The 14,271-nt window shown below is 39.4% G+C and carries 15 protein-coding genes; all 15 read left to right on the top strand.

Annotation, left to right across the window (positions count from 1 at the left end; translation table 11 throughout):
• Window positions 1-7 precede the first annotated feature (7 nt).
• The 15 genes from ygeW (at window position 8) to IGL23_RS09825 (ending at window position 14,259) form a co-directional block, all read left to right on the top strand.
• On the top strand, window positions 8-1,201 hold the full coding sequence (ygeW, locus tag IGL23_RS09895) for a knotted carbamoyltransferase YgeW (RefSeq protein ID WP_002359643.1): 1,194 nt from the start codon (window positions 8-10) through the stop codon (window positions 1,199-1,201).
• 240 nt (window positions 1,202-1,441) lie between these two features.
• Window positions 1,442-2,386 (top strand): carbamate kinase, encoded by a 945-nt coding sequence (gene arcC, locus IGL23_RS09890; protein ID WP_033594456.1) that lies wholly within the window; start codon window positions 1,442-1,444, stop codon window positions 2,384-2,386.
• Window positions 2,387-2,400: 14 nt separating this feature from the next.
• Window positions 2,401-2,781 (top strand): RidA family protein, encoded by a 381-nt coding sequence (locus IGL23_RS09885; RefSeq protein WP_002356593.1) that lies wholly within the window; start codon window positions 2,401-2,403, stop codon window positions 2,779-2,781.
• Between the two features lie 93 nt (window positions 2,782-2,874).
• Complete coding sequence (locus tag IGL23_RS09880) at window positions 2,875-4,194, top strand: nucleobase:cation symporter-2 family protein (protein ID WP_002356594.1); 1,320 nt, start codon at window positions 2,875-2,877, stop codon at window positions 4,192-4,194.
• Window positions 4,195-4,287: 93 nt separating this feature from the next.
• Window positions 4,288-4,647, top strand: coding sequence for a winged helix-turn-helix domain-containing protein (locus tag IGL23_RS09875; RefSeq protein ID WP_002356595.1), 360 nt, complete (start codon window positions 4,288-4,290; stop codon window positions 4,645-4,647).
• On the top strand, window positions 4,644-5,651 hold the full coding sequence (locus IGL23_RS09870) for an XdhC family protein (RefSeq protein WP_033594457.1): 1,008 nt from the start codon (window positions 4,644-4,646) through the stop codon (window positions 5,649-5,651). The genes IGL23_RS09875 and IGL23_RS09870 overlap by 4 nt, the downstream gene beginning before the upstream one ends.
• 120 nt (window positions 5,652-5,771) lie before the next feature.
• The gene (xdh, locus tag IGL23_RS09865; protein WP_002405135.1) at window positions 5,772-8,345 is read left to right on the top strand and encodes a selenium-dependent xanthine dehydrogenase; all 2,574 of its coding nucleotides are present in this window, start codon (window positions 5,772-5,774) and stop codon (window positions 8,343-8,345) included.
• Between the two features lie 13 nt (window positions 8,346-8,358).
• Window positions 8,359-8,940, top strand: coding sequence for a molybdenum cofactor cytidylyltransferase (gene mocA / locus IGL23_RS09860; RefSeq protein WP_033594458.1), 582 nt, complete (start codon window positions 8,359-8,361; stop codon window positions 8,938-8,940).
• A 13-nt stretch (window positions 8,941-8,953) separates the two neighbouring features.
• The gene (gene sclA, locus IGL23_RS09855; protein ID WP_016616109.1) at window positions 8,954-10,102 is read left to right on the top strand and encodes a selenocysteine lyase SclA; all 1,149 of its coding nucleotides are present in this window, start codon (window positions 8,954-8,956) and stop codon (window positions 10,100-10,102) included.
• A gap of 15 nt (window positions 10,103-10,117) precedes the next feature.
• Window positions 10,118-11,140: a selenide, water dikinase SelD gene (selD, locus tag IGL23_RS09850; RefSeq protein ID WP_033594460.1), complete on the top strand. Its 1,023-nt coding sequence runs from the start codon at window positions 10,118-10,120 to the stop codon at window positions 11,138-11,140.
• A 15-nt stretch (window positions 11,141-11,155) separates the two neighbouring features.
• Window positions 11,156-11,743, top strand: a complete 588-nt coding sequence (gene yedF, locus IGL23_RS09845) for a sulfurtransferase-like selenium metabolism protein YedF (RefSeq protein WP_002382672.1) — start codon at window positions 11,156-11,158, stop codon at window positions 11,741-11,743.
• A 20-nt stretch (window positions 11,744-11,763) separates the two neighbouring features.
• Window positions 11,764-12,021 (top strand): DUF3343 domain-containing protein, encoded by a 258-nt coding sequence (locus tag IGL23_RS09840; RefSeq protein WP_002387137.1) that lies wholly within the window; start codon window positions 11,764-11,766, stop codon window positions 12,019-12,021.
• A complete protein-coding gene (gene yqeC / locus IGL23_RS09835) occupies window positions 12,009-12,764 on the top strand; it encodes a selenium cofactor biosynthesis protein YqeC (protein ID WP_002362599.1) in 756 nt (251 codons plus the stop codon). The genes IGL23_RS09840 and yqeC overlap by 13 nt, the downstream gene beginning before the upstream one ends.
• Complete coding sequence (yqeB, locus tag IGL23_RS09830) at window positions 12,728-13,558, top strand: selenium-dependent molybdenum cofactor biosynthesis protein YqeB (protein WP_033594461.1); 831 nt, start codon at window positions 12,728-12,730, stop codon at window positions 13,556-13,558. The genes yqeC and yqeB overlap by 37 nt, the downstream gene beginning before the upstream one ends.
• A gap of 236 nt (window positions 13,559-13,794) precedes the next feature.
• Complete coding sequence (locus tag IGL23_RS09825) at window positions 13,795-14,259, top strand: flavodoxin (protein ID WP_002382673.1); 465 nt, start codon at window positions 13,795-13,797, stop codon at window positions 14,257-14,259.
• Window positions 14,260-14,271 lie beyond the last annotated feature (12 nt).

The raw sequence follows: 14,271 nt of genomic DNA, 5'->3' as shown, positions 1-14,271 counted from the left end.
AGATGGAATGGAAACGTTTAAAGAATATATTGAGAAATTAGATAAATTAGAATTTGAAAAAATGTACGAAAATGACTTTTTCCTAACTTGGGAAAAAACAAGAGATGAATTAGAAGCTGTTTTCACAGTTGCCGATACATTACGCTATTTAAGAGAAAATAATATTTCAACTAAAATCTTTGATAGTGGCTTGGGGATTTCTTTATTCCGCGACAACTCTACAAGAACACGTTTTAGTTTCGCTTCAGCGTGTAATCTTTTGGGCTTAGAAGTTCAAGATTTAGACGAAGGAAAAAGTCAAATTTCTCACGGAGAAACTGTTCGTGAGACAGCAAACATGATTTCTTTTATGGCTGATATCATTGGTATTCGTGATGACATGTACATTGGTAAAGGCAATGCTTACATGCACGAAGTATCAGAATCTGTCCAAGAAGGATATAAAGATGGGGTATTAGAACAACGTCCAACGTTAGTGAATTTACAATGCGATATTGACCATCCGACACAAGCAATGGCAGATGCGTTGCATTTAATTCATGAATTTGGTGGCATTGAAAACCTGAAAGGGAAAAAAGTTGCCATGACTTGGGCGTATTCACCATCTTATGGAAAACCATTATCTGTTCCTCAAGGAATTGTTGGTCTAATGACCCGTTTAGGAATGGATGTCGTCTTAGCACATCCAGAAGGTTATGAAATTATGCCAGAAGTAGAAGAAGTTGCGAAGAAAAATGCGGCAGAATTTGGTGGAAACTTTACTAAAACGAATAGTATGGCAGAAGCATTCAAAGATGCGGATGTTGTTTATCCGAAAAGCTGGGCACCTTTTGCGGCAATGGAAAAGCGAACTGAATTATATGGCAATGGTGACCAAGCAGGAATTGATCAATTAGAACAAGAATTACTTTCTCAAAATAAAAAGCACAAAGATTGGGAATGTACAGAAGAATTGATGAAAACAACAAAAGACGGCAAAGCTTTGTATATGCATTGTCTACCAGCTGATATTACTGGCGTTAGTTGTGAAGAAGGCGAAGTGGAAGCTTCTGTTTTCGATCGTTATCGGGTCGAACTTTACAAAGAAGCTAGCTACAAACCGTATGTTATTGCGGCTATGATTTTCTTAAGTAAAGTAAAAAATCCGCAAAAAACCTTAACAGACTTAGCGGATAAAGCGACACCAAGAGAAGTAAAATAATGAATTTGGCATGAAGACAGATGCTTTTTCTTTACACAATGAATCATTAGAAGTTGCCTCTTCAACATGAACAAATAAGACCTTCCCAAGTCTATTCATGAATGTGTGATTGTCTCGAGTCAAGAACGCTTAGTCATGTGCGTTGACTTCATGCAACGACAACAGACAGTTAATACGAAAACTCGTTGTGAAAAAGAAAAAGCATCGTCCTTTTTATAAAACAGAAAATGAGGTGAAGCAATGGGCAAACGCGTCGTAGTAGCTTTAGGTGGCAATGCTTTAGGAAATAATTTGACGGAGCAGATGACTGCCGTAAAACAGACCTCCAAAGCGATTGCAGATTTGATTGAAGCAGGATATGAAGTTATTTTATCTCATGGCAATGGTCCTCAAGTGGGGATGATTCAATTAGCTATGGAAGAATTTTCCTTTAATAATCCACAATATCCAGTTGTTCCGTTATCCATGTGCGTAGCCATGAGTCAAAGTTACATTGGCTATGATTTAGAGAATGCGCTACAAGAAGAGTTGCGTCAGCGAAATATAAGTAAAGCCGTCACCACCATAGTCACTCAAGTGGTCGTGGATGAAAATGATCCGGCGTTCAAAAAACCAACGAAACCAATTGGCCGCTTCATGACAAAAGAAGAAGCAGAACAATTAGTCAAAGAAAAAAATATACAAGTGATGGAAGATGCTGGCCGTGGTTATCGCCAAGTCGTCGCTTCTCCTAAACCAAAAAATATTGTCGAACTTCTCACGATTCAAACATTGGTTGATGCTGGCCAAACAGTCATTGCTGGCGGCGGTGGTGGCATCCCAGTCATTCAAGAAGGAAACCGACTAAAAGGTGTAAATGCAGTCATCGACAAAGATTTTTGTAGTGAACGACTGGCTGAACAAGCGGATGCTGATCTGCTCGTGATTTTAACAGCAGTTGAAAAAGTTTGTATTAATTTTGGTAAAGAAAATCAAGAAGCCTTAGGGAATGTTTCAACAGAAAAAATGAAACAATATGCGCAAGAAGGTCAGTTTGCTCCAGGTTCAATGTTACCAAAAGTTGAAGCAGCGATTAAGTTTGCTGAATCTAAGCCAGGTCGAAAAACATTGATTACGTTATTAGAAAAAGCCAAAGAAGGATTATCTGGAAAAACAGGGACTTTAATTGAAAATAAAGAATCATAGAATGGAGGAAAACGATGACAAACAAAATGATTAATTCTGCACAGGCACCAGCTGCTGTAGGACCTTATTCACATTCTGTCTTAGCGGGAAATACGTTGTACATTTCTGGACAACTAGGATTAGATCCGCAATCGGGCGAAATGAAGGCTACAGTGGAAGAACAAGCAAAACAAGCTTTTATCAATTTAGGTTCGATTTTAAAAGAGGTCGAAATGACCTATGATAATGTTGTGAAAACAACGGTATTTTTACAACATATGTCTGATTTTAGCAAAATTAACGAAATCTATGGGAATTACTTTTCAGAAGTTTTGCCTGCACGTTCTTGTGTAGAAGTAGCCAAGTTGCCAAAAGATGGTTTATTTGAAATTGAAGCAGTTGCTGTCAAAGGATAATTTTTAAGATGTTTCTGAGGGAAAAAGGATTGCATTCTTTACTGATTAAGGGGAACAATCCTTTTAGAATAAAAAGAAGAAGGAAACGATCCTATGAATGAAAAAAAAGAGCAAGCATTATTTGAATATGATGCGAAACTATCAATTTCTGAAGCAATTCCGATGGGATTGCAACACGTTGTCGCAGCAGTAGTAGGGATTGTCACACCGGGAATTATGATTGCCAAGGTTTGCCAATTAAGTCCTAGTGATACGACTATTTTGATTCAAACATCATTGATTTTTTCAGCAGTTGCAACGTTAATTCAACTTTTCCCTATTTTTGGAAAAGTGGGTTCACGGTTACCAGTTATGATGGGGGCAAGTTTTGCGTATGTACCGATTTTGATGGCCATCGGAGCTGATTTTGGGATTGCAGCAATTTTTGGTTCCCAATTAGTTGGCAGTATTCTTGTTATTATTGTTGGTTTGTTCATTAAAAAAATACGTGTGTTGTTTCCGCCTTTAGTAACAGGAACGGTTATTTTAAGTATTGGACTATCCCTGTTTCCAGTTGCGATTAAGTATATGGCAGGAGGAGCTGGTAGTGCTGATTTTGGTTCAGCCCGGAATTGGTTAGTTGCATTATTAACCTTTGCGATTGTCTTTTACTTCAATTATTTTGCAAAAGGATTTTTGAAGTTATCCGCAATTTTAAACGGAATGGTTATTGGTTATTTGATTTCTTTAGCTTTAGGGATGGTTAGTTTTGAGCCAGTTCAAAATGCTAAAATCGTTCAGGTAATTACCCCGTTTCACTTTGGACTGGATTTTCAATTGGTACCAATCTTTACGCTTGTGGTGATGTTTATTGTTGATGCTGTTCAAGCCATCGGTCAATTTACAGCAACAACGGTTGGGGCAATGGATCGGGATGCAACGGATGAAGAATTATCTGGCGGAATTATGGGGAGTGGTTTCACTAACTTTATTGGCAGTTTATTTGGATCAATCCCAGTGGCAACTTTTGGACAAAATGTTGGTCTGGTTACGGTAACAAAAGTGATTAATAAGTATGTTCTGGTTTTCGCTTCAGTTATATTATTAATTGCTGGTTTTGTTCCGAAAGTAGCTGCATTATTAACTACAATTCCTTACGCGGTAATTGGTGGCGCAACGATTTCAGTTTTTGCTTCTATTTCTATGACAGGTATTCGGATGATTGCTTCGCAGGAAATGACTCCTCGAAATACTGGGGTTGTCGGAACAGCTCTAGCATTTGGAATTGGTGTCACATTGTCTACTGGAAGCTTAGCTGGTTTTCCAACTTGGGTAACAACGATTTTCGGTAATTCGGAAGTTATCTTAACCACTTTGGTAGCAGTCCTTTTAAATGTCATTTTAAAACCAAAAAAGCGCGTAGCACTTGAGTGAAGATTGCTTTTTTTGATACGAAAGTGAGTAAGCTTTCGTATCCTTTTTCCCTTACGTTATCTATAAAAAAATGAACGAATAAAGGAGGAGAAGATGTTTACGTATTCCCTAAACTTAAAATTAAAAACAGATCGGAACTTTTTTGGTCCTGGCGTTGTCGAAGTTTTACAAAAAATTCAGCAAACTGGTTCACTAAACTTAGCGGCAAAAGAGATGAAAATGTCTTATAATAAGGCATGGCGGATTGTGCGGGTAGCTGAAGAAGAGCTATCTTTTCCATTAATTATCAAAAGTGTTGGTGGTTGTAATGGTGGCGGGTCAATTGTTACGGACCAAGGAAAAGAATTGATTGATCAATATCTTTTATTTGAGAAAAAAGTGTATCAACAGGTAGAGGCATGCTTTGAAGAAATCTTTAAAGAACAGGATGTAGTATCGGAGGAACTGAAATGAGAGAAGTATTTCAGCGTTTGAAACAGGCAATATTGGAAAAGCAAGACACGATGTTATTAACGATTGGTACAAGTTCAGGATCTACACCACGAAGTCAAGGGGCTAGAATGCTGGTTTCCGCCGAAGGTAGAATAGCCGGAACTGTTGGTGGTGGGGCGGTTGAATTTCAGGCTGAACAAGTGGCAAAAAAGCTACTTATTGAGAAAGAAAATGCACAACGTCAATTTATTTTAGCACCGAATAATATTGCTGATTTAGGCATGGTCTGTGGCGGAAATGTCACGATTTTTTTCCATTATCTTTCATGGGAAACGCCATTTTTAAAAGAGTTGTGTGAGTCCATAGAAACGCATTTTCAAAATAATCAACAAGGTTGGTTAATGACTGAACTAGATCAAAACAATTTAGGAAAAGTATCCTTTTATAGTGAAACAGGCGAATTGATTGGTTCCACTTCTTGGGAGGGGGAATTAAGTTTGCTACCTAAAGGTATCCATTGTGAGCAAAAAGAGGACATATTTTTTTTAACAGAAGCGATCCTCCAAGTAGGGAAAGTGTATATTTTTGGAAGTGGTCATGTCGCACGCGCATTGGTACCTATTTTAAACTATTTATCGTTTTATTGCGTTGTAGTGGACGATCGTCCAGAATTTTTAACGGCACAAGCTTTTCCACAAGCTGAGGAACTACGGGTTATTCCTTTAGAAAATTTAGCTGCGTTTATTGAAATAACGGCGGATGATTATGGTATAGTAATTACCAGAGGACACAATTTTGATTTCATCGTTGCCAAACAGTTATTGGAAACACCAGCCAAATATATTGGTGTGATGGGGAGCAAACACAAAATTGCTTCACAAGTTCGACGGTTAAAAGAGGTCGGTTATACAATGACTGAAATTGAAAGAATTTTCATGCCAATTGGCTTAGACATTGCAGCCGAAACACCAGAAGAGTTAGCGATTAGCATCGCGGGAGAATTAATTCAACAGCGCTATCAATAATGCGGACCTTCAAATTAAATAAAAAACTTTTTTTGCTAAAAAATAATTTTTAGAACGGAGATTTGTGGTATAATCTAGGTGATTGAACACTAAACTATATCAGAAATCGAGGTGCAAGAAATGTATTCAATTATTGTAAATGGTCAAAGTGAAACCTGTGAAACAAACAAAAAATTAATGGACTTTTTGCGGGAGGATCTGGGCCTAACTGGAACAAAAGATGGCTGTAACCAAGGCTCTTGCGGTGCATGTACGGTGTTAGTAAATGGAAAGGCTTCCAAAGCATGTTTGTTTACTCTAGAAAAATTAGCTGGTAAAGAAGTCACGACAATCGAAGGTTTAAGCCAACGGCAAAAAGATGTCTATGCCTATGCGTTTGCAAAAACGGGTGCAGTTCAGTGCGGGTATTGCATCCCTGGGATGGTTATTTCGGCACAAGGATTATTGAACAAGAAACCCGAACCCACAAAAGAAGACATTCAGAAAGCTATACGAGGAAACATTTGTCGTTGTACAGGATATGTGAAAATAATAGAAGCCATTCAGTTAGCTGCTAAAATGTTTTGTGAAGAAACGAGCATTCCAGAAGAACATTCAAATGGTAAATTAGGGGAAGACTTCCAACGGGTCGATGCAGTGGAGAAAACCTTAGGAACAGGGATTTATGTAGATGACATTGACATAGAAGGAATGCTTCATGCATCTGCTTTGCGGAGTGCCTATCCTCGCGCAAAAGTTCTATCAATCGATAGTACCCAAGCATTGGCGCATCCTGACTGTGTGGCTGTGTTCACAGCTAAAGACGTTCCAGGAAATAATAAAATTGGTCATTTAGAATTTATTTCCGATTGGGATGTAATGATTCCAGAAGGAGAAATAACACGGTATGTTGGGGATGCAGTGGCACTCGTTGTTTCAAAAAGAAAAGAAACCTTACCAGAGATAAAAAATTTAGTGGAAGTTGATTACGAAGAAATGATACCGCTTACTTCTTGTGAAGCTGCTTTAGCAGAAGGTGCACCAGCTATTCATGAAAAGGGCAATATCTTGTCTCATGAACACTTGGTACGTGGCAATGCAGAGGAAGTATTAGCAAATTCTGCGTTTGTAGTGACAGAACATTATTCCGTACCAATTAACGAACATGCCTTTATGGAACCCGAGTGTGCGATTGCACAGCCTGAAGGTGAGGGCATTTTACTCTTTAGTGCGGGTCAAAGTATCTATGATGAACAACGGGAAGTGGCTCGGATGTTAGGACTGGACAAGGAAAAAATTCATGTTCAATCAAAACTTGTTGGTGGTGGTTTTGGTGGAAAAGAAGACATGAGTGTTCAGCATCATGCATCCTTAGCCGCTTGGTTATTGAAGAAACCAGTAAAAGTACTGCTAAGCCGTGAAGAAAGTTTGATGGTTCATCCCAAACGCCATGGCATGGAAATGGACTTTACGACCGGCTGTGATGAAGAAGGCAATTTAACTGCAATGAAAGCAGTGATTTATGCGGATACTGGGGCCTATGCTTCTTTAGGAGGACCGGTATTGCAACGGGCTTGTACACATGCGGCAGGTCCCTACAAGTATCAAACGATTGATGTGGAAGGGTTTGCTGTATATACTAATAATCCGCCAGCAGGTGCATTTCGTGGATTTGGTGTTTGCCAAACGGCTTTTGCAATTGAAAGTAATTTAAACTTGTTAGCAGAAAAAGTCGGACTATCACCATGGGAAATACGCTTTAAAAATGCCGTCGCCCCAGGAGATACTTTACCGAATGGACAATTGGTCTCGAAAAATGCGGCGTTAAAAGAAGCCTTGTTAGCGGTTAAAGACGTCTATGAACAAGCGGAAGTTGCTGGAATTTCTAGTTTCTTTAAAAATAGTGGCGTGGGTGTGGGGCTACCTGATACAGGGCGTTGTATTATTTCTGTTGAAGAAGGAAAAATACATGTCCGCACAAGTGCTGCTTGTATCGGTCAAGGGATGGCAACCGTTACGACGCAAATTGCCTGTGAAACATTAAATTTACCACCAGAAATGATTGTTGCGGAAGCCCCTGATACAAGAAGAACACCGAATTCAGGAACGACAACGGCTTCGAGGCAGTCACTCTTCACAGGAGAAGCAACTAGAAGAGCGGCAATGCAATTACGGTATGAACTTGATATGGGACGTGCTTTAAGTGATTTGGAAGGTGAAGAATTTTATGGGGAATATTCAGCGAAAACGGATCCGTTAATTAATGATAAAAAAAGTCCAGTTAGTCATGCTGGCTATGGTTATGCTGCTGAAGTAGCTATTCTAGATGACAAAGGAAAAGTAGCTAAATTTGTGGCTGCGTATGATATGGGGCAAGTGGTGAATCCACGAGCTGCTGAAGGTCAAATTGAAGGTGGGATTGCGATGGGCATGGGGTATGCTTTAACTGAAAAATTTGCCTTAGAAGAAGGCTATGTTAAAGCAAAATATGCAACGCTAGGATTAGTGAACGCTACTCAAGTACCACCAATCGAAACAATTTTGGTTCATGCTGACAATCTTCACGAAGGTTTAGCCTATGGAATTAAAGGCGTAGGTGAGTTAGCAACGATCCCTACCGCACCAGCTTTAGCAGGCGCATATTTTGCCTTGGATGGTCAGCTCCGACCAAGTCTGCCTTTAGAAAATACCCCTTATCAAAAGAAAAAAAGATAAAAGGAGACAACTCATGTCACTCGTTAGTGTCATTATTCTAGCATCGGGCAATTCACAACGGATGGGCCAAAATAAATTGTTCTTAAAATATCAAGGAAAAACATTTTTAGAGCACACGTTAACCTTAGTGAATCAATTAGACGTATTAGAACGGATTTTAGTTGTTTCGCCTGAGAATCAGCCAGCGTTTCCTTTACCTAAGAACATTCAGGTGATTCTCAATCATCAATGGCAAGAAGGACAAAGTAGCAGTATTCGTTTAGGAACCGAACAAGCTCGGGGAGCTGGCTATTTATACTTACCTAGTGATCAACCATTGTTAACACCTAAAATGCTACAACCCGTGTTAGATAAATGTCAGAGAAATAAAATTGTAGTGCCATTACAAAAAGATGGCTGTCCTAGTAGTCCAGTATTATTCGGTAATCAATTTCGACAAGAACTATTAACATTGACTGGTGAAACAGGCGGACGCATGATTTATGAACGCTTTCCAGAAGCAGTTCAGATGCTGAGAATAGCGACTCCTGGCCGTTTAAAAGATATCGATACGCCAGAAGAGTACAGAAAACTAATTCAAGAAACCAATAGTTAGAGAGGAAAAACGTATGAAGGACTTGGTTTATTTAAATTATGCAGCGACTTCCTATAAAAAATTTCCAGCAACCATTGAGGCTTTGACTGCCTATTTAGCAGAAAATCAGTTCATGAATTACGGAAGAAATGCCCCTTTGCTTAGAGAGGGGCTTCCTCTTTTAGAAACACGTCAATTGTTAGCAGACTTTTTTCAGGCACCCAGTGCGGCTCAGATTACGTTTACGAATAACGCAACAACTTCCTTAAATCTTGCATTAGCGGGGATTTTACAACCTGGCGACCATGTGATTACTACTATGTTAGAACATCATGCAGTAGCCAGACCTCTTCACTTGCTTGAGAAAGAACGAGGCATTTCAGTGACATATGTTGCTTGTCAAAAAACTGGCCTGTTAGATGTAGAAGATATTCAGCGAGCTTGGCGAACGAATACAAAAGCCTTGGTGATGACACACGCATCCAATGTCTTAGGCACCATTTTACCCATTGAAGAATGTTTTCAATGGGCTCAACAGAAAGGATTATTAACCGTTTTGGATGCGGCTCAAACGGCGGGATTTTTACCAATAAAAATGACCCAGATGGCCATTGATGTGTTAGCCTTTACTGGACATAAAAGCTTATATGGATTAGCAGGTATTGGTGGGTTAGCTTTTAGCGAGCGAGGGGCTGAAGCGGTCAAACCACTGATAACGGGCGGCACTGGTAGCCATTCTAATTCCTTTGATCAACCCTCTTTTTTACCAGATAAATTTGAAGCTGGTACGTTAAACAGTTTAGGTATTCTAAGCTTAAATAGTTCTATTAAAGAGTTGAATAAAATTGGTTTAGCAGCGATTCAAAAGCACGAACGAACCTTAATGCAGAATTTTTTTAATGGTTTATCAGGGTTACCTGTCACAATTTTAGGAACCAAGGACGTGGCACAAACTGTCCCTGTTGTTTCTATCACACTGTGGAATCAGGAAGAAACAGTGGTGGCACAGCAACTAGCAGAACAATATGGCATTATGACGCGCGCAGGTTTGCATTGTGCACCATTAGCCCATGAAACAGCTGGGACTTTAGCAACTGGCACCTTACGTTTTAGCTTTGGTTGGCAGACAACGCCTGAAGAAATTACTTGGACAATTCACGCTTTACAAGAACTACTAATTTGAGAAGGAGCGGACAGCATGGATTTTTTATCACAATGTACATCAGGTGGCTGCGGGGCAAAAATTGAATCCCGTGTACTGAACCAATTGTTGCAACACTTACCCGAAACACCGGCAAATGAGCGGCTACTCGTTGGGTTTGAACATGCCGACGACGCCGCGGTTTACCAACTAACGCCTGAAAAAGCTTTGATTTCAACGGTAGATTTTTTTTCACCAATGGTCAATGATCCGTTATCATTTGGAAAAATTGCGGTCGCTAATGCTTTAAGCGATGTCTATGCCATGGGCGGAACAGTCCTTTATGCGCTAAATCTTGTTTGTTTTCCACAAAAGATGTCAAAAGAATGGTTGGAACAAATGCTCTTGGGTGGCAGTTTAAAATTAAAGGAAGCAGGTGCTTTACTGGCGGGAGGCCATTCGATTTATGATCATGAACCCAAGTATGGTCTAGCGGTAACCGGAGAAGTTCATCCAGAAAATTTGTGGCATAATAATACGCCACAGGTGGGGGATGTCTTGATTTTAACTAAAGCATTAGGTGTAGGAATTATTCAAGCGGCTGTTCGGGGGCAATTGGCGAAGCAGACGGAACAAAAAATCGCACAAGATTCGATGGAACGTTTAAATAAATATGCCGCTGCGAATGCTCGATCCTACGCAGTACATGCTTGTACTGACGTGACTGGGTTTGGTCTATTAATTCATGCAAAAGAAATGGCTGATAATCAGGTAACATTACTGATTGATACAGAAACATTACCAACCATTACAGGAGCGTTGGCCTACGCCGCAGAATGTTTAGTTACTGCAGCTGGGCAAAGAAACCGCCAAACAATCGGAACGACAATCGATTATTCAAAAATTTCTATGGAAATGCAAGAACTTTTGTTTGATCCACAAACATCTGGCGGACTGTTAATTAGTGTCGCTGCTGATGAAGCGGTAGCCTGTTTAGCAGCTATTCAAAAAGAGGACCCTGTTGCCAAAATTATTGGCGAGGTTCTGCCAAAAGAACAACAAGCAGTAGTACTTTTATAGAGAGAAGGGCCAAATATGAAATTAGTAGATGCGTTGGGAAAACCTTGCCCAATACCTGTGATTGAAACAAAAAAAGCTTTGGCGGAGTTAGGTTTAGCTGGAGGCACTATCGAGGTTTTAGTCGATAACGAAGTAGCCATTGAAAATTTAAAAAAATTAGCTGCTAAAAAACAGGCCACTTTGACTGCGAAGCAGATAGAAGCCACGGTTTTCTCTGTCAAAATTACGGTACCTGAAGAAGCGACGCAACAAACAAGTCAGTCAGCAACAGATTTAGTAATTACGATTGGTTCCGATCAATTAGGTACTGGAGACGAGCAGCTAGGACGACTATTAATGAAAAGTTATCTTCAATCATTATCAGAAGCAGAAACTGTTCCTACACAGCTATTATTCTTTAATCGAGGGGCGTTTTTAACGAATCAAGCAGCGAATACCTTAGCTGATTTGCAACAATTAGCGGAGAAGGGAACCACGATTCAAACGTGTGGGGCCTGTTTAGATTTTTATCATTTAACAGACACCTTAGCCATCGGCTCTATTACTAATATGTACGAAATTGTTGAAACAATGAATCAAGCGGCTAAAGTAATTACGCTTTAACAAAAAAAGAAGGTGAAAAGATGGAGTATTTGCTAACCTTTCCGAATACACATTATGCTGTTCAGGCGGAACAAGTACTGTTGGCAAGAAAGGTGGCTGTTCGCGTCTTTACTTTGCCACCATCATTGACGGATGGCTGTGGGATCGGTTTACTCATTAATGAAGCGGAAATAACTCACAGTGTATGTTTTTTAGAAGAAGCAAAAGTACGCGTAGCCTCTATTTTTTCTGTGAAAAATGACCTTGGGGAAAGGAGGTACCAACTGTGGAGTCCTTAAAAAAGTGTTTTGATTTACAAGGAAAGGAGATTGTGTCGATTGTTGGTAGTGGTGGGAAAACAAGCTTAATGTGGGCGCTAGCAAAAACATATCGAAAGGAAGCTGTTCTGGTTAGTACAACCACAAAAATTGGGTTTCCCCAACGTCAATTGTATGATTATTTTTATACAAACCATTTTGAAAAAATAACGCCGAATATCTGCGGAATCACTTTAGCAGGAACCGCTATCAACAACCAAACAAAACTAACGATGCCTGCAATGACCTCGTTTCAAACATTGTTTCAGCACTTCACGAAAGTTTTTTTAGAAGCGGATGGGTCCAAACAACGACCTTTGAAAGGCTGGTCCTCTTATGAACCTGTGATATTAAAGGAAACAACCACCACAATTGGTGTGCTTCCGATTTCTGTAATTGGTCAAAAGATAGATGAAACGACCATTCATCGGTTGCCGCTTTTTTTGGAATTAACCGATGCGCAACAACAAGAACCAATCACAGAAACATTGTTAGCTCAACTCATTGCTCATCCAAAAGGATTGTTTAAAGAGAGCCAAGGCAAACGAATTTTGTGTTTAAATCAAACCCATACGCGAAGAGAGTTCGTTCAAGCGATGAATGTCTGTCTTCAGTTACCCAAAAGCTGTTTTGAAAAATTAGACAAAATTATTGCTTGCAATATGGAATTAGAGAAAGGACTTATTTTATGGGAGAAATCAGTCAAAACATCCAAGAAAAATTAGTGATTGTTCGCGGAGGGGGCGATCTAGCGACAGGCGTTATCCAAAAATTATGGCACGTTGGCTTTAAAATACTAGTATTAGAAACAGAATGTCCTCTGGCCATTCGGCGGACTGTTTCAGTTTGTGATGCTATTTTCCAGAAAGAACAAAGAGTGGAAGATTTGGTTGCTGTTCGAATTACTTCATTAAAGGATTGTACGAAATGTTGGCAGCAAAATAAGCTGCCTGTTTTTGTCGATCAAACAGCAAGTGCTATTCAACAATTGAAACCACTGATTGTTATCGATGCGATTTTGGCTAAGAAAAATTTAGGTACGCATCGAGGAATGGCGCCGATTACGATTGCTTTAGGACCAGGATTTTCAGCACCGCAAGATGTCGATGTTGTGATTGAGACAATGCGTGGACATAGGTTGGGACGTTTATACTTTGAAGGAACAGCTTTACCTAATACAGGTATTCCAGGTGAAATTGGCGGAAAAAGTGCGGAACGAGTTGTCCATGCCCCTGCTTCAGGACAAGTCACCCACCTTAAAAACATAGGGGATCTCGTGTTGAAAGGGGAAGCATTATTTTTTATCGATCAGGTTCCAGTTTATTCGCCTCTGACAGGGACTTTGAGAGGATTGATTTCAGAAAAGGTAACATGTTATCAAGGGTTGAAGTGTGCAGATGTAGATCCTCGACCAGTTGAGAAAGTCGATTGCTTGACGATCTCCGACAAAGCTCGTGCATTAGGGGGAGCGGTTTTAGAAGCAATTTTTATGATTGGAAGAAGGAAAAACGTTTTATAAAAAAGAACCTAAATAATATTTTTTTTACCTTAAAAATATTGTTAAAAAGGTTTGGAATGTGGTATAGTAAAGACGTAGTAAAAAATACTCTATCTCGAAAGGGGAAGAGTACATACTTAGTTAGATTAGTTTGTGAATAAAATCATTTGTAAAAGTTATTTTTTTTAAGAATTAATGTAAGGGGTTACAATTGCATTTGAATGCATTGAAATATTTAGGAAAAAGAAAGGAAATGAATGAAGATGGCACTAGTAAAAATTGTTTATGCAAGTATGACTGGAAACACAGAAGAAATTTCCGAGATTTTGGAAGAACAGTTTCAAGAAGCTGGAGTTGAAGTAGAACGTGAAGAATGTTCAGAAGTTGATGTAGACTTCTTTGATGATGCAGATGCTTGTATTATCGCAACGTATACTTATGGTGATGGGGAACTGCCTTTTGAATTTGAAGATTTCTTTGATGAATTAACTGAGAAGGATTTAGCAGGTAAGCCATTTGGTGTTGTTGGCTCCGGTGATCGTGAATATGGTGAATTTTTCTGTAAATCAGCGCATGATTTTGTAGGAGCTTTTGAAAAAGCTGGTGCTAAAAAAGTAGCTGAAACAGTTGAAATTGAAAACAATGCAGAAGAAGAAGACATCGAAATGCTAAAAACATTTGTTAAAAGTGTCGCCACAACTTTATCTGATAGCGTTGCCTAAGGGTTTAAGAAA

Source organism: Enterococcus sp. MSG3299 (genome assembly GCF_050555765.1).
Taxonomy (GTDB): domain Bacteria; phylum Bacillota; class Bacilli; order Lactobacillales; family Enterococcaceae; genus Enterococcus; species Enterococcus faecalis.
Note: the sequence above shows the minus strand (reverse complement) of the source record. Positions and strands in the feature narration are given on the sequence as shown.